The 20036-nt window shown below is 36.1% G+C and carries 19 protein-coding genes and 1 riboswitch; of the genes, 4 read left to right on the plus strand and 15 right to left on the minus strand.

Annotated features, from left to right (window positions below):
* Positions 1 to 2: 2 nt before the first annotated feature.
* From PQQ29_RS07355 to PQQ29_RS07365, 3 genes are all read right to left on the minus strand, one after another.
* Positions 3 to 1196 carry a betaine/proline/choline family ABC transporter ATP-binding protein gene (locus PQQ29_RS07355; RefSeq protein WP_010991547.1) on the minus strand — a complete coding sequence of 398 codons (1194 nt, stop codon included), beginning with the start codon at positions 1194 to 1196 and terminating at the stop codon, positions 3 to 5.
* A 293-nt stretch (positions 1197 to 1489) separates the two neighbouring features.
* Entirely contained in the window at positions 1490 to 2050 is a 561-nt protein-coding gene (gene thiT / locus PQQ29_RS07360) for an energy-coupled thiamine transporter ThiT (RefSeq protein ID WP_003730347.1), read from the minus strand.
* A 67-nt stretch (positions 2051 to 2117) separates the two neighbouring features.
* A riboswitch (TPP riboswitch) is annotated at positions 2118 to 2228 on the minus strand.
* A gap of 69 nt (positions 2229 to 2297) precedes the next feature.
* Positions 2298 to 2681: an MmcQ/YjbR family DNA-binding protein gene (locus tag PQQ29_RS07365; RefSeq protein ID WP_010991548.1), complete on the minus strand. Its 384-nt coding sequence runs from the start codon at positions 2679 to 2681 to the stop codon at positions 2298 to 2300.
* A 139-nt stretch (positions 2682 to 2820) separates the two neighbouring features.
* On the opposite strand from PQQ29_RS07365, the gene PQQ29_RS07370 reads away from it, so the two are divergent.
* Positions 2821 to 4422, plus strand: a complete 1602-nt coding sequence (locus PQQ29_RS07370; RefSeq protein WP_003771831.1) for an ABC-F family ATP-binding cassette domain-containing protein — start codon at positions 2821 to 2823, stop codon at positions 4420 to 4422.
* A gap of 38 nt (positions 4423 to 4460) precedes the next feature.
* On the opposite strand, the gene PQQ29_RS07375 is transcribed toward PQQ29_RS07370, so the two are convergent.
* From PQQ29_RS07375 to PQQ29_RS07410, 8 genes are all read right to left on the minus strand, one after another.
* Positions 4461 to 5111, minus strand: coding sequence for a hypothetical protein (locus PQQ29_RS07375; RefSeq protein WP_003762252.1), 651 nt, complete (start codon positions 5109 to 5111; stop codon positions 4461 to 4463).
* A gap of 52 nt (positions 5112 to 5163) precedes the next feature.
* Positions 5164 to 6504 carry a dihydrolipoyl dehydrogenase family protein gene (locus PQQ29_RS07380; RefSeq protein WP_187984114.1) on the minus strand — a complete coding sequence of 447 codons (1341 nt, stop codon included), beginning with the start codon at positions 6502 to 6504 and terminating at the stop codon, positions 5164 to 5166.
* 87 nt (positions 6505 to 6591) lie between these two features.
* On the minus strand, positions 6592 to 8259 hold the full coding sequence (locus tag PQQ29_RS07385; protein WP_003766877.1) for a ribonuclease J: 1668 nt from the start codon (positions 8257 to 8259) through the stop codon (positions 6592 to 6594).
* A 19-nt stretch (positions 8260 to 8278) separates the two neighbouring features.
* On the minus strand, positions 8279 to 9160 hold the full coding sequence (gene dapA, locus PQQ29_RS07390; protein ID WP_010991550.1) for a 4-hydroxy-tetrahydrodipicolinate synthase: 882 nt from the start codon (positions 9158 to 9160) through the stop codon (positions 8279 to 8281).
* Between the two features lie 14 nt (positions 9161 to 9174).
* Positions 9175 to 10386, minus strand: coding sequence for an aspartate kinase (gene dapG, locus PQQ29_RS07395; protein WP_010991551.1), 1212 nt, complete (start codon positions 10384 to 10386; stop codon positions 9175 to 9177).
* Between the two features lie 11 nt (positions 10387 to 10397).
* Complete coding sequence (locus PQQ29_RS07400; protein ID WP_003771838.1) at positions 10398 to 11441, minus strand: aspartate-semialdehyde dehydrogenase; 1044 nt, start codon at positions 11439 to 11441, stop codon at positions 10398 to 10400.
* Between the two features lie 198 nt (positions 11442 to 11639).
* Entirely contained in the window at positions 11640 to 13805 is a 2166-nt protein-coding gene (locus PQQ29_RS07405) for a peptidoglycan D,D-transpeptidase FtsI family protein (RefSeq protein ID WP_010991552.1), read from the minus strand.
* Between the two features lie 129 nt (positions 13806 to 13934).
* Positions 13935 to 14543 carry a superoxide dismutase gene (locus tag PQQ29_RS07410; RefSeq protein ID WP_003762264.1) on the minus strand — a complete coding sequence of 203 codons (609 nt, stop codon included), beginning with the start codon at positions 14541 to 14543 and terminating at the stop codon, positions 13935 to 13937.
* A 306-nt stretch (positions 14544 to 14849) separates the two neighbouring features.
* On the opposite strand from PQQ29_RS07410, the gene PQQ29_RS07415 reads away from it, so the two are divergent.
* The 3 genes from PQQ29_RS07415 to PQQ29_RS07425 all read left to right on the plus strand — a co-directional run bounded on the left by PQQ29_RS07415 (position 14850) and on the right by PQQ29_RS07425 (position 16889).
* Positions 14850 to 15650 carry a DUF1189 domain-containing protein gene (locus PQQ29_RS07415; protein ID WP_187984115.1) on the plus strand — a complete coding sequence of 267 codons (801 nt, stop codon included), beginning with the start codon at positions 14850 to 14852 and terminating at the stop codon, positions 15648 to 15650.
* A 214-nt stretch (positions 15651 to 15864) separates the two neighbouring features.
* On the plus strand, positions 15865 to 16566 hold the full coding sequence (locus PQQ29_RS07420) for an AzlC family ABC transporter permease (RefSeq protein ID WP_187984116.1): 702 nt from the start codon (positions 15865 to 15867) through the stop codon (positions 16564 to 16566).
* Positions 16563 to 16889, plus strand: a complete 327-nt coding sequence (locus PQQ29_RS07425) for an AzlD domain-containing protein (protein ID WP_003771845.1) — start codon at positions 16563 to 16565, stop codon at positions 16887 to 16889. The genes PQQ29_RS07420 and PQQ29_RS07425 overlap by 4 nt, the downstream gene beginning before the upstream one ends.
* Positions 16890 to 16971: 82 nt before the next feature.
* On the opposite strand, the gene PQQ29_RS07430 is transcribed toward PQQ29_RS07425, so the two are convergent.
* The 4 genes from PQQ29_RS07430 to zurA all read right to left on the minus strand — a co-directional run bounded on the left by PQQ29_RS07430 (position 16972) and on the right by zurA (position 20026).
* The gene (locus PQQ29_RS07430; RefSeq protein ID WP_033838166.1) at positions 16972 to 17856 is read right to left on the minus strand and encodes a post-translocation chaperone PrsA1; all 885 of its coding nucleotides are present in this window, start codon (positions 17854 to 17856) and stop codon (positions 16972 to 16974) included.
* 137 nt (positions 17857 to 17993) lie between these two features.
* On the minus strand, positions 17994 to 18419 hold the full coding sequence (gene zurR / locus PQQ29_RS07435; RefSeq protein ID WP_003721950.1) for a transcriptional regulator ZurR: 426 nt from the start codon (positions 18417 to 18419) through the stop codon (positions 17994 to 17996).
* Positions 18400 to 19278 (minus strand): zinc ABC transporter permease ZurM, encoded by an 879-nt coding sequence (zurM, locus tag PQQ29_RS07440; RefSeq protein WP_003762272.1) that lies wholly within the window; start codon positions 19276 to 19278, stop codon positions 18400 to 18402. Before zurM ends, zurR begins: the two co-directional genes overlap by 20 nt.
* Entirely contained in the window at positions 19253 to 20026 is a 774-nt protein-coding gene (zurA, locus tag PQQ29_RS07445; RefSeq protein WP_003766893.1) for a zinc ABC transporter ATP-binding protein ZurA, read from the minus strand. The genes zurM and zurA overlap by 26 nt, the downstream gene beginning before the upstream one ends.
* Between the last annotated feature and the right edge of the window lie 10 nt (positions 20027 to 20036).

The raw sequence follows: 20036 nt of genomic DNA on the forward strand, positions 1-20036 counted from the left end.
GCTTATCCCTCCTGCTTCATTTCTGGTTCTGTCGTTTCGGAATCCGCTTGTTCCTCCTGATTTTCTGCCACATTATCTATCGTTCCCCAAATGGAATCATAAACAATATCTACTAAACTGGCACGAGTTACAATCCCAACAAGGCGTTTGTCCTTGTCAACTACAGGAATATATTTATAACCACGTTTTAGAATCCGTTGTACAGTATCACGGAGTAAGGTATCTTCATACACGTAAAATACATTTTTCTCGATAATATCCATCACAGAAGTTGCTGTGCGGCGATTTAAATCGATTTGCTCTACGTCGATAAATCCTTTTAACACATTACCTTCATCCACTACAAGTAACGTATCTACTCGTTTTTCTTTCATGACTGTAATGGCAGCTTGTAGAGATTTATCTGCTGTAATAGACACTGGATTCGTGTTCATAATTTGTGCTACTTGTGTAACATCAGGTTTTGCCTCAATTAGACGGTCTTTACCAATGAAATCTTCTACAAATGAATTTGCCGGGTTACGTAGAATTTCATCTGGTGTATCAAACTGAACGATTTCGCCAGCTTTCATAATAACGATACGGTCTGCGAGTTTAATCGCTTCATCCATATCGTGGGTAACGAAAATAATTGTTTTTCCAAGTTCTTTTTGTAAATTCTTGAATTCTTCTTGTAGAGAATCCCGAGTAATTGGATCCAGTGCTCCGAATGGTTCATCCATTAGAATTAAATTTTGTTCTGCTGCAAGCGCTCGCAAAACACCGATACGTTGTTGTTGTCCACCACTTAATTCATAAGGATAGCGGTCTAAAAACTCTTCTGGCAAATCAACTAATTTAATTAATTCTTTCGCCCGTTCTTGTTTTTTCTCTTCGGACCATTTAAGTAATTTTGGTACAAGGACGATATTCTCTCTAATCGTCATATGTGGCATCAAGCCAATTTGCTGAATAACATAACCAATAGAACGTCTTAGTTTGACGGGATCTTCCGCCATGATGTCTTTATCATTAATAAATATTTTTCCTTCTGTAGGTTCAATAAGCCGGTTAATCATCTTCATTGTCGTCGTTTTCCCACAACCACTTGGACCGATAAAACAAACAAATTCTCCTTTATCGATGTTAAGTGTTAGATCATTAACAGCTTTTTTGCCCCCTTTATAAGTCTTCGTTACGTGTTCGAATTTTAACACGCTTATACACCTCCATTTTTTCTTTACCACTACCAAAAAAATTGGCAATCGATAAATCTTTTCCCTAACTAGTAATGATTTAAACTTTTTAAATACAAAAAAACAGCTTAAAGACAGTGTGGCATTCAAACGGAAGTTACTAAACAAGATGATTTCGTACTTGTGGCACGTAAAGAACATCGCTGCTAAACTTATAATCGTAAAAATGGACATTGTGACAAGCTGTAATACAGTATTTATTCTATTATAACATACTAAAAAGCCCTATTAGCATTTACTAACAGGGCTTTCCTTTATTTAGGTAAGAATAATTTAGGCGTTGTTTTGAGTAGTATCGAGATAACTATTCCACAAACAACGACGGTTCCGAGGCAGCTAGCTCCGTTCATCACTGCTGAAAATAGTTGTGCTCCCCAACCTTGAAAAGCATAAGCGCCCCAAAATAAAACGCCAGCTACATAATGCCAGAAATATCTAGCCACACCACCAATAATCATGGTTCCCCACGCCCACTCGATGGCTTTTTTTAGTTGGTTAGCAGCTAAATTACTTCGAACTTGTTTACTAAATACTCCGCTGAAAGCAATAAAACTGAAGGCCAGGATATATTCAATAATTGCCTGAGATGGCATTAAAATATAAGCTTTCCCTGTTAAAAAATGTAGTAACCCCCATAAAAGCCCAGCAAATCCAGCCGCCCAAAAACCGCGACGAATTGCAATAACGTACATTGGAATCATTCCTAGTGAAATCGAAAAACTGGAACCAATGTCCAGCGGGATAAAGCTTAGTACCATCGCAACTGCAGCAAAGATAGCACATTCAAGTAAAATAATTAATCGTTTGTTTTGCATAAAAAATAAACTCCCCTCTTCTTTTTGGTCAAAAACGTACCCCAGAAGAAAGCAGTTTCTATTGTTAGAAATGCAATCGCCACAATCCCTACGCTCGTATTAACGAACAGGTTCAAAGGGTCAGAATCCAAAAACACGCGGATTCAATCTCAGCTAAGAAGCCCCCCCTGTGGTAACGTCTATGAAATTATCGTACAACAATCATTATAGCATGAGATGTTTTTTTGTAAAGAATTATTTGTTTTCTTTAATCATTTGCAGAAAATCTTACAGTGTTTTGAGCTTTTTTTGGTAGTTTATCAAAAATTAGCTGATAACTATTTTTAATTAAAGCAAATTCTGTTTCCGCTTCGACATCATATTCTTCATTAATCACAAGTGTAATCCAATGTTTTTTATTTAAGTGATAGCCGGGTTTTATACTCATATATTCATCGCGCAATAAATCAATTCTCTCAGGCTGGCATTTAACACTGACATATAAATCCCCGTGATACATATGGATGAGCGCAAATATTTTCGCGCCAATTGTTAAAGCATGTGTTTTAGAATCAAATGGAAATGTTTCCTTAGCACCTTGCAAACTAAGGCAAAGCGCGACTTTTTCTTGTAAAGTTTGCTGATAATCCATTTAGCTTCCCTCCTTATTTTTCAATTATAACATTTATTTATGCGTGTAAGCTTTCTTTGCTGAACTAACCATGTTAAAATAGAAGCAATTGTGCTTTTTCTGATTTCAAGAAGAAGTAACTTAGTATTGGAGGAAGAAAATGTTAACTGTAAATAATGTTGGCTTACGCTACGGCGATAAAAAGCTATTTGAAGATGTTTCAATTAAATTTTTACCAGGTAACTGTTATGGTCTTATTGGAGCAAACGGTGCTGGTAAATCAACGTTCCTAAAAGTGCTTTCTGGCGAGCTTGATTCTCAAAGTGGTAATGTTCATATTGGTTCAGGTGAGCGTCTCGCTGTCCTTCGCCAAGATCATTTCCAGTATGATGATGAACTTGTTCTTAACACTGTAATAATGGGACATGAACGTCTATACAAAATTATGGACGAAAAAAATGCCATTTACATGAAAGAAGATTTCAGTGATGAAGATGGTATTCGCGCTGCTGAACTTGAAGGCGAATTTGCTGAATTAGATGGTTGGGAAGCAGAATCTGACGCCGCTGTTTTATTAAATGGCTTAGGTATCCCTACTGACTTACACGGCAAACTAATGAAAGATTTAACTGGTGGAGAAAAAGTGAAAGTGCTTCTTGCACAAGCTTTATTCGGTAAACCAGATATCTTACTTCTGGATGAGCCTACCAACCACCTTGACATCCGTGCGATTCACTGGTTGGAAGAATTTTTAATCAACTTTGATAATACTGTTATCGTAGTATCCCATGACCGTCACTTCTTAAATAAAGTATGTACGCACATTGCGGATCTTGATTTCAGCAAAATTAAATTATATGTCGGAAACTATGATTTCTGGTATGAATCAAGCCAATTAGCACAAACAATGATGGGCGATCGTAATAAGAAAAAAGAAGAAAAAATGAAAGAATTACAAGACTTTATTGCTCGTTTCAGTGCGAACGCATCGAAATCAAAACAAGCAACAAGTCGTAAAAAAATGCTCGAAAAAATCACGCTGGAAGATATTCAACCTTCTAGTCGTCGTTACCCTTTCATTCAGTTCAAACCGGACCGTGAAGTTGGGAATGACCTACTAACTGTAACAAACTTGTCTAAAACAATTGATGGCGTGAAGATTCTTGATAATCTTTCCTTCTCGATTAACCGTAATGACAAAGTTGCTTTAGTTGGCGATGATGAAGTTGCTAAAACCGTTCTTTTCCAAATCCTTGCTGGTGAAATGGAACCTGATGAAGGTAGCTATAAATGGGGCATCACAACAAGCCAAAGCTATTTCCCGAAAGATAACTCAGAGTTCTTTGAGGAAAACGACATGAGTCTTGTGGAATGGTTACGTCAGTTCTCTCCTGAAGATGATAGTGAAGCATTCTTACGCGGCTTCCTTGGACGTATGCTATTCAGTGGTGATGAAGTACTGAAAAAAGTACGCGTTTTATCTGGTGGAGAAAAAGTTCGTTGTATGTTATCCAAAATGATGCTTTCAGGTTCAAATGTTCTTTTACTTGATGAACCTACTAACCACTTGGACTTAGAATCGATCACTGCATTAAATAATGGTCTTGAAGCGTTCAAAGGCGCTATGATCTTTGCATCGCATGACCATCAGTTACTACAAACTATCGCAACTCGTATTATTAACTTATCAAAAGATCAATTTTATAATAAAGAAATTTCTTATGATGAATATTTAAAAGAAGTTATGAATGTAGCTGAATAAATAAAAAAACAATATCCCATTTCCGGGATATTGTTTTTTTATTTAAGTTCGATTTTACCTGTTTCTGTTGTAATTGGTGTCGAAGAATCTTTTAAATAGCTTAGGAAACTATAAGAAATCCAAGTAATATCAGAAACTTTATCTAATTTTTCTACTGGAAAAACGATTGTTCCTTTTACTGTTTTACCAGGTTCGATTTCTGTGGTTTCAAAATCAGATAGAACAGCGTCTCCTCCATTTATATCCATTTTATTAGCTTCAAGTTGACCTTGGTTTGGATAGGTTTCGAGAGTTTTAGCTGCATTGTTTGTTATTTCTAATTGTAATGTGATACTGCCAGGAACTGACTTGCCTTCTACTGTTGAATAGGTTTCTTTCTTTTCGACCGTGACAGAGGTGATTTTTTTCTTAATATTATCTGCGGAATCTTCATAGTTTATTTGATAGGTTTTTGTTTCTTCTGCAGTAGCTTGGCTTGTACCTTTAGAAGAATAATTGAATACATCATTTTGAACTTGTTGGTAATGTGAAAAACTAACAATGATGCCAATAATAGAACCAACCAATAATAACATTCCAGCGCTTGTTAAAATTGCACCGATTTTTCGCTTGGCTGGGAAAAATAAAACAACAATACCGCTGATAAAAATTAAGAATGCACATATTCCGGCAATAATCCAAATTTCCATCTAATTTGCTCCTTTTATGCGAATTTCTCCCTCACTATAACATATTTAAGCTCTAGTTCAAAGCAGTTAAATCACTTGCAGGTGATGGATATGCAAATATGACAGACTGTAAATCAGCCAAAGTTAAGTTAGCTTTCATTAGGATAGCGATATAATTTATCATATAATCAGCCTCTTCACTTAGGAAGTGAGCGCCTTTAATTTGACCAGTTTCGCGGTCTTCTATGATTTTTGCGAGGGCGATTTTTTCGTTCGTTCTTCTGTACGTATACCAGTTCGTTGTATCATGGTTTTTAATTTGATATTTTTCTGGATTGGCGTTTGCTTCTTCCATGCTTATGCCAATGCTTGCAAGTTTTGGACTAGTAAAAACAACGCTTGGTATGGCAGGATAATCGATTTTTTCATTGCCGCCTAAAATATTTTTTGCTACTAATGCTGCTTCCATACTGACAACTGGTGTTAACGGAGCGCCTTTTGTAGCGGCTACATCACCACATGCATAAATATGTGGGTGGTTAGGTGTTTGTAGTTTCTCGTTTACTGTAATGCCTTTTTTGGTATAGTCTATGTTTGCTTTATCTAGAGCTAAATGAGCAATATTGGTCGTCCTTCCGGTTGCTCCGATAATTAAGTCGGTTTCAAGTGAAAAGCCATTTTTACCTTCGATATGAAGTTTTTCACCATTTTTATTAATTTTAGTAATATCAGTATCAAAATGGAAATGAATGCCTTCTTCTTTTAGTGTAGCAACTAAGGCAGCTACAAAATCGGGATCGAATTTCTTTAATGGTTCGCTATTATGATGAATTATATGCACATCTCGCCCTGCAGCTAGCGCAATTGATGCAAATTCAAAAGAAATATAACCACCGCCGATAAAAACAACCGAATCTGGAAGTTTTTCAAGTGATAAGAAATCATCACTCGTTTGAATATGTTCTTGACCTTCTACTTTAAGTGTATTTGGTGTTGCGCCGGTTGCAATCACTATTTTTTTAGCACTTAGTATGTCGTTACCAACTTGCAAAGTATTTTCGTTTTGAAAACTTGCTGGTCCGAAAAACGTTTCAATCCCAGCTTCTTGAAAACTTTCCAAGCGACTTTCAGGCACATCTTCTACAAATGTTTCTTTGAATGCCATTAAATCTGTCCAGCTAATTGTTGCTGCTTCTTTAATACCTTTACCACGTAATCTTGTGGAAAGATTTCTTGCTTCTGCTGCTCCGACTAACACTTTTTTAGGGTCACAGCCTCTAAGGACACATGTGCCGCCCCAACTACGCTCTTCCACAATCGCTACTTTTAGACCGGCTGCCTGCGCTTCAAAAGCCACGGTTGTTCCACTAGCACCACTTCCGATTATAACTACATCATATGTAAATTCTGTCAATTGAATCACTCCTTCCTAGCTTGTTTTCCCCTCTATTTTACTTTTAAACGAAAAAAACTGCTGCACATCGAGGTGCAGCAGTTCATACTAGACTTCCATAATGATTGGTAAGATCATTGGACGTCGTTTTGTTTGCTCAAATAGGTAGCGATTTAATTGATCGCGAATATCTTGTTTTAATTTAGCCCATTCAAAGCCAGTTTCTTGGAGGTTTTTTTCGACGATTTTTGTTACGACTTTGGATGATTCTTCAATTAAATGCTCAGATTCACGCACATAGATAAAGCCACGTGAAATGATTTCTGGTCCGGAAGTAATTGTTTTAGTTTTACGATTAAGCGTAACAACTACGATGAAAATACCGTCTTCAGAAAGTAACTTACGGTCTCTCAGTACGATGTTTCCAACGTCTCCTACACCTAACCCATCAATTAGTGTATTTCCAGAATAGACACGGTTTCCAGCAGTCATTTTATCATTTTTATATTCTAAAATTTCACCTTTACCGACAATAAATACTTCTGATTTTGCCATGCCAACTTCATGAGCTAATTTCGCATGACTAATTAACATCCGGTATTCACCGTGAACAGGAACGAAATATCTAGGTTTTAACAAGTTAAGCATTAATTTCAAATCTTCTTGGCTTGCATGGCCAGAGATAAAAAGATTATTACTCATCGTTAATACTTTTGCTCCAGCTTTATAGAGCATATCCATCGTTTTCGCCATCATCGTTTCAAGTGATGGTGACGGTGTTGTTGTAATATAAACCGTATCTCCTGGTTTAATATTAAATTGAGGGTGATTACCTTTAGTCATTAGTTGTAATGATTGAATTGGTTCACCTAAGTTTCCTGTTTCAATAATAGTGATTTCTTCATCATTATATTTTTTAAGTTCTTTTAGAGGAATAATCAAGTCTTCCTCAATAACGATTTTACCTAAGCTACCTGCTATTTCAAATACACGCTCTAATTCTTTACCAACAATAGCGACTTTACGCTTAGTAGCAACGGATGCGTCAAGTACTTGCTGCAAACGAATCAAATTAGAAGCCACACAAGCAACAATAATTCTACCATCTGCCATTCTAAAAGCATGTCTAATTTCTTCTTCAATTAAACTGTCGCTTGATGTGGTACCAGGATGCTCTGCTTCTGAACTATCTGAAAGTAAAGCAAGTACTCCTTTTTCACCAAATTCGGCAATATGACTTAAATCAGAAGCATATCCATCTTTGGCTGATTGATCAAATTTAAAGTCACCAGTATAAATGATGGAACCTTCACTTGTTTCAAGTACAATCCCAACCGAATCAGGAATTGTATGCGTCGTACGGAAGAAAGATACATCAATTTTAGAAAAAGATAAGGTTGTTTCTGCATCAACAACATGGAAATTTTTAAAGCGTAGTTTGCGGTGTTCTTTAAGCGCTGACTTTGCAAGTGCAATTGTTAGCTCAGTACCGTAAACAGGTGCTTTAATTTTTTGAAGTAAGTATGGCAGTGCACCAATCGCATCTTCATGACCATGAGTTAAGAAAATGGCTTTCACTCTGTCTTTGTTTTCTTCTAAATATTTGAAATCAGGGATAACAATATCAATTCCTAGTAATTCGTTTTCTGGGAACATTAAGCCTGCATCTAATATAAAGATATCTTCGTCTATTTCTACTACATATAAATTTTTGCCACTTTCATCGACACCGCCGAGTGGAATGATTTTTATGTTTTTCGCTTTTTTTATTGTCAAAGCGTAGACCTCCTTTGAACTATTTAGAAAGTCCTTCTAATATAGCTTGTAATTTCGTTCCTTGTTCAGCATTCAAATCTACAAGTGGTAATCTTACAGGTCCAACGCTAATACCTTGTTGATTTAATAAGTATTTAGTTGGCGCTGGGTTTGGAACAGAGAAAAGACCGTTCATTAATGGTAATAACGAGCGATGTATACTTGCTGCTTTTTTTACGTCCCCACTTTCATACGCTTGCATCATTTCTTGCATTTCATTTCCTACCACATGACTTGCAACGGAAATTACGCCATTCCCTCCAACTGCTAAAATTGGCAAGGTTAAGCTGTCATCTCCACTGTATACGAGGAAATCATCGGAAGTTTCAGCAATGATTTTACTTATATTGTCTAAGTTGCCGCTTGATTCTTTAACACCAATAATATTTGGTAATTTTGCTAAACGAATAATTGTTTCTGGTTCGATATTAACAACACTACGTCCTGGAATATTATAAATAACTACTGGTAAATCAGAAGCTTCCGCAACAGCAACAAAATGAGCGTATAAACCATCTTGATTTGGCTTGTTATAATACGGCGCAACGACTAAGACAGCATCAATTCCGCCCAATTCTGCTACTTCTTTTGTAAAAGCAATCGTTTCTGCTGTATTATTAGAACCTGTGCCAGCGATTAATTTCGCGCGTCCTGCATTTGTTTCCACCACTTGGCGGAATAATTTCATTTTTTCATCATGTGACAAAGTTGGAGATTCACCAGTTGTTCCAGCGATTACTAAACCATCTGAGCCGTTATCTATTAAGTGATTCACGAGATGATGAATTCTTTTTTTGCATACTTTATTTTTTTCTGGGTGAATTGGCGTGACCATTGCTGTAATTACTTTCCCTAAATCCATCTTTCATTTCCTCCTTACTTAATTTCCAAACAAAATACGTCATGAAGGGCATTGACTGCCGAAATTAAGTCTTCTTCTCTTACTAATACCCAAATAGTTGTATGACTATCCGCTGATTGTAAAATTGGGATGTTTTTTTCGGATAATGCTCCTACGATTTTTGCTGTAACACCAGGAACTCCGGTTATTCCAGCACCAACGATAGAAACTTTTGCACAGTCTTCACGAACCGTTGTTTGTAAGTTTGCTTCTTCTAAAAGTTGTTTGACGACGCGACGTTTTTCTTCTGGGACTGTAAAAATGACCGAATCAGTTGATATATTAATAAAATCTAGGCTAATTCCTGCATCTGCTAATATTTTAAAAGTCTGTTGTTGCGCCTTTACAGTATCGGTTTTCACAAAAATTTGCGTTAAATTTGTAACGTGTGCAACTCCTGTTACCATTCGTTCTTTTACATCGAAATGACCGGAATCATCCGCTAAAGATGTGACAAGTGTTCCTGTGCTTTCTAAGTAAGTCGAACGGATACGCATTGGTACTTTAGCAGTCATCGCTATTTCTACTGCGCGCGGATGAATGACTTTTGCTCCTTGGTAAGCCATATTACTAACTTCATTATAACTTACTCGTGGAAGTGAACGCGCATGTTCGACAATGCGTGGATCTGCCGTCATCATACCGTCTACGTCAGTGAAAATATCAATATAGTCTGCTTGTAAAGATACACCAAGAGCTGCAGCAGAAGTATCACTGCCACCGCGACCAAGTGTTGTTATATCCCCGTTTTCAGTGATTCCTTGAAAACCAGCAACAACAGCTACATCAAGTGTTTCAAGCGCTTTTTTTAGGCGCTTTGTATCGACTTCGGTGATTTTTGCATTTAAGTGATTATTAGATGTAATAATACCTGCTTGACCACCTGAAAATGCTTCTGCTTTAATGTCTGCCTCTCTTAACATATTAGTAAAGACAGAAGCAGATATAGTTTCTCCAACAGACAGCAATGTATCTTGCTCTCTAGCAGTTAGTTTAGTATCTTTTGCTCCTATAAGTTCTAAAAGTGTGTCGGTTGCATATGGATCCCCGTAACGACCAATTGCGGACACAACAACTACAACTTTATAGCCGTCTTTAAGGGCATTTTTTATATGGTTAAAAGCCATTAGACGAATTTTTTCATTTTGGACGGATGTGCCGCCGAATTTTTGTACTATGATTTTCATTACTTACACCTCTAAATAATCGCTAGTTTGACTAAGCTTTCAGCAATTTGAATCGAATTCCATGCAGCGCCTTTAAGTAGGTTGTCGGATACAATCCACATATGGAAGCCTTTAGAATCATCAATGTCAGCGCGAACGCGACCAACAAACACTTCTTTTTTACCAGCAGCTTGAATGGCTTGCGGATAAATTTGATTTGCCGGATCATCTTCAAGAACGACACCAGGAGCTGTTTTTAATGCATTTTGAATATCTTTTGCACTTACTCCCTCTTGTTCTATTTCAACGTAAACACTTTCTGAATGTCCACTAACAACTGGAATTCGAACGCATGTAGCAGAAACTTTAATAGTATCGTCTTCCATGATTTTTTTCGTTTCATTGATCATTTTCATTTCTTCGTATGTATAATCATTGTCCGTGAAAACGTCAATTTGTGGTAAGGCATTGAATGCAATTGGATAGTGCTTTTTATCGCCTTTTACTGGCATGATTTCTGGCGTGAATTCTTTGTTATCTAAAAGAGCTCTGCTGCCGTCTTTAAGTTCTTGAATAGCACTTACTCCGGAGCCAGACACAGCTTGATAAGTAGAAACAATAATTCGATTTAAACCATAAGCTTCTCGAATCGGTTCGAGTGCTGCTACCATTTGAATTGTAGAGCAGTTAGGGTTAGCAATAATACCTTTATGTGAGAATAGCGCTTTTTCGTTTACTTCTGGAACAACAAGCGGCACTTCAGGATCCATGCGATATGCGCTCGTATTATCAATTACAATGGCTCCACGTTTTACAGCTTCTTTTGCAAGTGCTTTAGAAACGGAACCTCCAGCACTAAATAAGGCAATATCTACGCCTTCAAAGCTCTCAGGTGTAGCTTCTTGAATAGTTACCTCTTCCCCACGGAAGGATAATTTTTTTCCAGCAGAACGAATAGAAGACAAGAACGAAACTTGCTTTATCTTGAAAGTCGCCGCCTCTTCTAGTAATTCAATCATTTGGGTACCAACTGCACCAGTAGCACCTACAACTGCGACATGATAGCTTTTTGTCATAGTTTACAATTCCTCCTTCAATTTAATCCTCGTATCTCTGCTTTAAAACAGAAATCTGGTTAATTTTACACTTACTTTATCATACCATAAACAAAGCCATTTCGCAGTTTTTTATCTATATTAGTCACCATTTTTTTAATTGTTTGTCAGTTTGAAATGTAAAAAACCACTTTCACAAGAATGAAAGTGGTTTTTTGATTAATTTTCGGTTTGTTCAGATTGTGCTTTTGCAGCTGCTTCTTTATTGTTAATTGGTTGTTCAACTTTAGAAGCATCTTTATTGGATTCAGCACGTTCTTTTTTCAGTTCGAAATATTTATCGAAAACTTCTTTAGAAATCTTCATATTTGTTTTTTGGTCTGTACCATATGGACGATAAATCCAAGGTACTACTACAGAAATCGCTATTTCTGGTTTTTTAACTGGTGCATAACCGACAAATGTTGTATTCCAAACACTGGCCATTTTGTTACCTTCTTTTGGTCCATCATAGAAGGCATCAGCTGTTCCTGTTTTACCTGCAACGTCATAATCACTCGATGTAAAGACTGTTCTAGCTGTACCAGTTGAGCCATGAGTTACTTCATAAAAACCTTTTTGGACTGTTTTGATGTCATTATCTGAAACGCCGATTTTGTTTAAAACTTTTGGTTCATTAGCGGTTGCAAGAGTTCCAACAGAATCACCATTTGTACTAGGATTGCGGATTTCTTTTACCATACTTGGTGCAATTCTAGATCCTCCATTTGCGATTGTTGAAACGTATTGCGCCATTTGAAGCGGTGTATAAGAATCATACTGACCGATGGCGAAATCGAGAATTTTACCAATTGTTTGGTCGTCCCCTTTGTAGCCAACTTGTTCTCCAGGAAGATCAATACCTGTTTTAACGCCTAAACCAAATTGATTGTAATAATAACGCATATCATCAAATGTACTTAGTGGAGCTCTTAGTGGACCATTTGGAACATACTTAGCGCCACCCATCTTCATTGCCACTTGATACATATATGAGTTAGATGAGATTTCTAGTGCGCCAACTGGATCCAGTGGTCGGTTACCTGCTCCGGTTCTATTAAACCAAGAACTTTTCGGTTTGGTTCCTTTTAATGCAATTGGTTGGTCGGTGAAGACCGTTTTGTTTGAAATTGCGCCGTCCATGATGCCCCCAAGAATTGTGGAACCTTTGACAGCGGAACCCATCGCATAAGCAGTGGTGAATGTTCCTAAGGAGTAGTCATCAAACTCGCCTTTGTCATTTAGTTTTTGACCAGCAAGTGCTAGAACTTCTCCAGAATATGGGTCCATTGCGACTACAAATGCACGATCAAATAAGTCAGAACCAGCATATTGTTTACCTTGTTTAATATTTTTACGTAAAATATCTTCCACGGCTTTCTGGAATTCTACATCTACGGAAAGAACTAAGTCTTTTCCTTTTGATCCTTCATACTTACTTACTGTTTCGATTATATTTCCTTTAGAGTCAAGTACGCTCTCAGATTGGGATTTTGAACCAGCTAGAACGCTTTCGTATTGGGCTTCTAAATAACTTTTACCAACACGGTCATTTCGGCTATATCCTTGAGACAAGTAGTACTCAGCTTTATCTTTTGGTAGACCTTCTTTTGCTGTCGAAACAGAACCTAAAATAGAACGTAATGTTTCGTCATAAGTGTAATAGCGATTCCAGTCTGTCGTTGTATCAACTCCTGGTAAGCTATCCATGTTTTCACTAACACGGGCAATTTCTTCATCTGTTACATCTTTATTCTTAATAACGGACTCAGTCATTGCGTATCCTGTTGTCATTTTTTTATAAATTGTTGCTACTTTTAAATCTTCTGTAGTTAGTTTAGCTATATCATCGTTCGTTACTTTTTCAACTTGGATTTTATAAGCTTTAGAAGATTCTAGCGCTTGTTCTTTTGCAGATAGACGATTTAAAGACTCGGTTTGATGTGTCAAAATCCAATAATCTTTCAAATCGCGATCGGTTAGTTTCTCTGGTTCAATTGTAATTAATTTTTGTAAAGTTTGAGCTACGTGAAGTGTTTCTGAAGTTTCTGTTTGTTGGCTTCTTGTGTAGGTAATCGATTTGACTGCTGAATTACCAACTAATAAGTTGTAGTTTCGGTCATAAATACTGCCACGTGGAACATTCTTAGAAACGGTCACATTATCTGTTTCTTCTAATTGACGTTTGTACGTATCCCCTTGCACGATTTGAACAATACCAAGTCGTAAAATTAATACGGAGAATAATATAAAAATTATAAAGAATAGAATATTTAAACGTAGTGGAATGATGGCGCGTTTCTTCTTAGTGGAATCTTTTTTCTTTTTTCTAAAATTTAGTTTCACGCAAAGTTACCTCACTTTTCAATAATACCTTTCCCTATTGTAGCTGAAAAAACATCATTTTTCCACTGTAAGTTCATTAGAAATTCATTAGAAATAAAAAAAGACCCACCGAAGTGAGCCTTTCTATTATTATTTAGCTGCGTCAAAGCGTTTGTTAGCTTCATCCCAGTTAACAACATTCCAAAATGTGTCGATATATTCAGGACGACGGTTTTGGAATTTAAGGTAATAAGCATGTTCCCAAACATCTAGGCCTAGAACAGGAGTTTTTCCATCGCTTAATGGAGAATCTTGGTTTGCAGTAGAAACGATTTCCAGTTTACCGTTATTAACTACTAACCAAGCCCAGCCAGAACCAAAACGTGCTGCAGCTGCTGCATTGAATTTTTCTTTGAAATCATCAAATGTACCGAATTCGCTTTCGATAGCAGATTTTAAGTCACCAGTTGGAGCGCCGCCACCATTTGGGCTAAGGATAGACCAAAATAATGTATGGTTAGCATGACCGCCACCGTGGTTACGTACAGCGCCGCGAATATCTTCAGGAACGCTATCTAAGTTAGCAACCAATTCTTCAACAGGTTTCTCAGCAAGTTCAGGATGACCTGAAACCGCTTCGTTTAGTTTTGTTACATAAGTATTGTGGTGCTTTGTATAATGAAGTTCCATTGTTTCTTTATCAAAATTTGGCTCCAAAGCATCATAAGTATAAGGTAATTTAGGTAATTCGTAAGTCATTAAAAATTCCTCCTTGTATTGTTTTTATTTTACGTGAAAAGAAATTACTTATAAGGCGAAAGATATACATCCTATTCCTATAGAACTAGTTAACGCCATAAATAACGTTTCTCTTTACACCATTTAGCCTACCACGACCTAGAAACGCTTGCAATTTTTCTGCTCAGTGATGTTTCAATATTGATTTTGCATTCATTTCAAGCTATGATTAAGTTTAGGTGGAAAAATTACGTTCTTTTGCACATACATGTATCTTTTTCCCTGAAAATGAAAAGTTAAACCATTAGGTGAGGTGTTGAAAAAAGAATGAATATTTTTAAACGCTTCTGGAAGAGTTTGTATTCCCCTGCGGATATTGCTTCGTTTCGAAATGATAAGATCAGAAAAAGTATCGTTTACATTATTGTTTTATCATTTGTTACTTTCCTTCCATTAGCATATTTTACTAACGTTACGACAAAAAATGCGCTGAAAGTCGGCGAAGAAACTATTACAAATGAAATTCCTGATTTTAAAGTCACAGATGGAAAATTAGTCTTAACGGACAATTCTGTCAAAAATATACCCATCTCTATTGACCAAGATGAATTACATATTTATTTTGATGCCTCTGGAACTTTAGATAAAGATGATGTTGATAATAAAATTGCTTCTTATGATAGCGCAGTTGCTTTTTTATCAGATAGTATCTATATAACTGCTGCTGGTGTTTCTCAATCTGTAAGTTATGATACGGCTGGAATTAGTAATAAAGCTGATTTAGTGAATTTATATACGTCCATTGAATCTCTAGCGAAATACTTTATTCCTATTGCCTTGCTTGTTCTGTTCATCTTTACGCTTGGATCGATTTTCTTCCGATTAGCTCTTTATGCGTTATTTGGATTTATTCTTTCTGGTTTCGGTCGGACGGGTATTGCTTTCCGTCAAAACTGGATGATAGCTTCTTATAGTATTACATTAGCTGCTGTTTTCACGATGGTTATGGAGGCTTTACAAGTAATTGTTCCTTTTGGAATGGAAATCAATATGGTTGTAAGTATGATCTTTGTATTCCTTGCAATTCGCTCGATTCCACCAAGCGAACCAACTATTTTAGAAAAATAATAAATTAACCACTTGCGCTTTATGCAGGTGGTTTTTTTGTGCAAAATGCAGGTGATTTCCTATTAGAAAAGTGGTATGATTAGAAAATTAAAACTAAAAGGAGCGATTGCTTTGAACGAGCGCACATGAAGATTTGACCTTTTAGTAAAAAAGAATATATAACTTTTAGCCTAACATTAAGGCTCCTAGTTTTTTATTTTAAGGGGGAGTTTTTTTGGAAAAAGAAATCGAACTTAGTTTTTATGAAGGTGTGAAGGCTTGTTTGCCAACTGTACTAGGTTATGCTGGCATTGGAATAGCTGCTGGTGTTGTTGGAAGGGCTTCTCACTTAAGCGTCTTAGAAGTAACGTTGCTCGCTATTATCGTCTATGCTGGAGCTGCTCAGTTTATTATTTCGGGATTATTATTATTACAAAGCCCTATTTCAGCTATTATTTTTACTACTTTTTTAATTAATTCACGGCATTTTTTGATGAGTATGGCCGAAGCTCCTCATTTTAAAAAGTATTCCCTTTTGAATAACATTGGGATTGGAGCGCTTCTCACGGATGAAACATTTGGCGTTTCAATGAATCAAATTGGCAATAAAAAACCAGTTAGCGCAAAATGGATGCACGGAATTAACGTAACAGCCTACATAGCTTGGATTGCCGCTTGTATCTTAGGTTCTTTCATTGGGAATTGGTTGCCAAATCCAGAACAATTTGGTCTTGATTTTGCGTTATCAGCAATGTTTATCGGCTTGCTCTATTTACAAGTCGTTAGCGATAAAAGTAAAAAAATCGTGACAAGTATAGTTATTATGTTAATGGTGGCGATTTTATTAATCGTGTTTATGCGTTTTATGACACCAGAATTAGCCATTTTAGCGGCTACCTTACTTGGTTGTTTGATTGGAGTGATAGTTGAAAAATGACAATAAGTAATTATACGTTACTCGTTATTTTAGGCTGTGGTTTAGTGACATTTATTCCACGTGTCTTACCTTTTATCTTCGTTCGAAAGCTGCAACTACCCAGTGTTGTAATTCGCTATTTATCTTATGTACCTTTATGCATACTTACTGCTCTTTTCGTTCAAAGTCTTCTCATTACAAATGAAAATAGTTTTCCTAGCATTAATATTGAAAACCTACTTGCAACCTTACCAACTATCATTACAGCTATTTTAACGAAAAATTTAATGTGGATTGTTGTTGTAGGAATTATATCAATGGCTGTTATTCGTTTGGTCATATAGAAAAGCCCTTTACTGGAGTGTGTTTTTGACGGGAATCAAAACCAGTAAAGGGCTTTTTTTTATTGGTGGATCCGAAGTAACTTTAATTAGATGTAGATGTTGAACTAGAAGATGAAGTGCTTGTATAGTCAGCAAATGCATCTTTTAAATCACTATCTTTAATATCGATATTAGCTGCTTTTAATTCTTTTTTAAGGGCAGCTGTCATATTTTCAGAAGTTAATTGAGATTTTATATAAGCAGCTTTTACGTTTGCTTTTTCTTTTGCGTAGGTACCTTTTTCTGTTTTCTTCACTAATTGAATCAAGTGGTACCCGTAAGTTGATTTAACAATTCCACTTACATCATCTTTATTTTTAAGTGCATAAGCAGCTTTTTCAAAAGTTTCGTCCATTTCACCAGGACCAAATGGATCTAGTAGTCCGCCATTTGTGCTAGTTGCAGTATCTGTTGAGTACTCTTTTGCCAAGTCAGTGAATTTCTCACCATTTTTCAATTTAGTTTGAATTTCTTTGGCTGTCGCTTCATCATCTACTAAAATATGACGCACAGTAATGTCTGGCTCCCAAGTTTTGTAGTATGTTTTTAGTTTACTTTCACTTACATTCATATTTGCTTCTGTTGCTTTTTGAACTAGAAGGTTATACTCTAAATTTTCTTTGAAAGAAGTTTTTGTTAAATTATTGGACGATAAGGTTGATTCAAATGAGTCACCGTACTGTTCTTCGTATTTTTTGTATTCTGCATTTACTTCTTTTTCAGTAACAGTGTATTTATCTTCTAAGATTTTTTTGAAAGTAAGTTGTTGCACGACCTCATTACCGTAAGTCGTTTTCATCGCTTCATATAGCTCGTCTTGTGTGACATTTCCTGCATCTGTTTTTACTACTGCACTACTTCCGCACCCAGCGAGTAAAAGTAGTGTCGCTGCTACTAGGGAAATCATCACTTTTTTTAATTTTGTCAAACTGTTCCTCTCCTTCTTCTTTCGGCTACTTATTACTTTAACGATAAAAAGTGTCGAGAATAAGAAACAAATATGAAATAACTATGAACATTATCTGCAAAATAAAAAAAGGTCCTGAATGCGGACCTTTTTTACTATTAAGAGGCTTGTAAACATTCTGGGCATTCGCCGTAAACCTCAAATTTATGACCATCAATTTGGTAACCAGGTAAAGCTTCTGTTAGAAAATCCATTGGGCACATCATAATTTCTTTTGTTTTACCACATTTCATACAAATAAAATGATGGTGATGATGCTCATGTGTGCACGCCAGACGGAAGTTTCGTTCACCAGAAAGATCTGTTTCTTCAAAAATACCTAACTCAACAAATAAAGAGAGATTACGGTAAATTGTATCAAAACTAATTCCCGGAAAATCGTCTTTCATATTTTCTAACACATCTTTGGCTGTTAAATATTTATTTTTACGAGCTAGTAAGTTAATTAGAAATTCACGTTTATCAGTATGCTTATAGCCCTTTTCTTTCATTTTCATGAGCGCTTCAGTTGCTGTAAGTCCCATTTTCCTCACCTCGTTTTGAAATTAATATTTTTTGACGTATTTTTTGATATAAAATGGTGATGATTAAAAGTAAAACAGAAATAATGACGATTGCCCCACCAGGAGCTAAATTTAAATAATAAGCTGTAAATAAACCGCCAATAACCGCAATTTCACCAAATAAAATTGAAAGTAAGATAGTTTGTTTAAATCCTTTGGCAATCCGAATCGCTGCTGCAACTGGCAATGTCATTAAGGATGATACAAGTAAAATACCAACGATTCGCATGGAAGACGCAATAACTAAAGCGACTAAAACCATAAAAATAATATCGAATATTTTAGCTTTCAAACCGGAAACTTTTGCATATTCTTCGTCAAATGATAACAAAAATAGCTCTTTATATAAGGATAATATAACGATAAATACGATGATTGCTGTAACAACGATCGTAATCATATCAGTCCGACTCACGGCACTTACACTTCCAAATAAATAACTAAATAAATCAGTATTAAATCCATTGGCTAAAGAAATAAAAATAACAGAAAAACCCATACCAGCCGACATAATAATCGGAATGGCTAGTTCTTCAAAATGTTTATAAACGGTTCGTAATTTCTCCATTAATAAAGATCCAACTACGGAAAAACCAAAACCAAGATATAAAGGATTAAGTGCTGCTAGTGGCAAATATGTTTTACTTAAGAATAAACTAACCGCAATCCCACCTAACGTCACATGACTGAGCGCATCAGCCATTAACGAAAGCTTTCTTACTACGATGAAACTTCCGAGCAGTGGAGCGATAACGCCAATAACAATACCAACGATAAATGTATTACGAATAAAATCATACTGGAGAAGCGTCGCAATCAAGACAAGCATCCTCCCTTCTACGTTGTTCTGCTAATATTTCAAGTTCGCGGTCGGCCAAATAATGTTGGTATTCATGGGCTGAACCGTCAAAAATAATTCGTTTATTAATACTAATAACATGATTAACATACGTATTCACTGCAACTAAATCATGCGTTACGAGTAAAAGCGTCATTTCTTCTGTCCGGTTTAATTCTGCTAAAAGTTCATAAAATGCTTTTACATTTTCTACATCGACTCCAACAGTCGGCTCGTCTAAAATTAAAAGCTCTGGTCTACTAACTAGTGCACGCGCGATAAAAACACGTTGTTGTTGACCACCGGAAAGTTCACCAATATTGCGATGTAGATAATCAGTCATTTCAACTCGTTTCAAAGCATAATCAATAGCTTCTTTATCTTGATTATTCAATGTTTTAAATAAGCCTTTTTTCTTTGTTAAACCACTTGCAACGACTTCTTTCACAGTAGCAGGAAAAGCGGAATTAAAAGCATTCGATTTTTGAGAAACAAAGCCAATTTTGACCCAATCTTTGAAATCTGCTTGTTTTTCTCCAAATAAAGCTATACTTCCTTGTTGTTTTTTGAGTACGCCAAGGATTAATTTTAACATAGTTGATTTACCTGAGCCGTTAGGGCCGATTAGACCAGTAAAACTGCCTTTTTCCACTTGAAAATGAATGTTTTCTAAGGCATGTTCTTTGTCATAATGGTAACTTACATTATTTACTTCTATGATTTTGTTCATTCATGTTTCT

It is taken from the genome of Listeria innocua (assembly GCF_028596125.1).
Taxonomy (GTDB): domain Bacteria; phylum Bacillota; class Bacilli; order Lactobacillales; family Listeriaceae; genus Listeria; species Listeria innocua.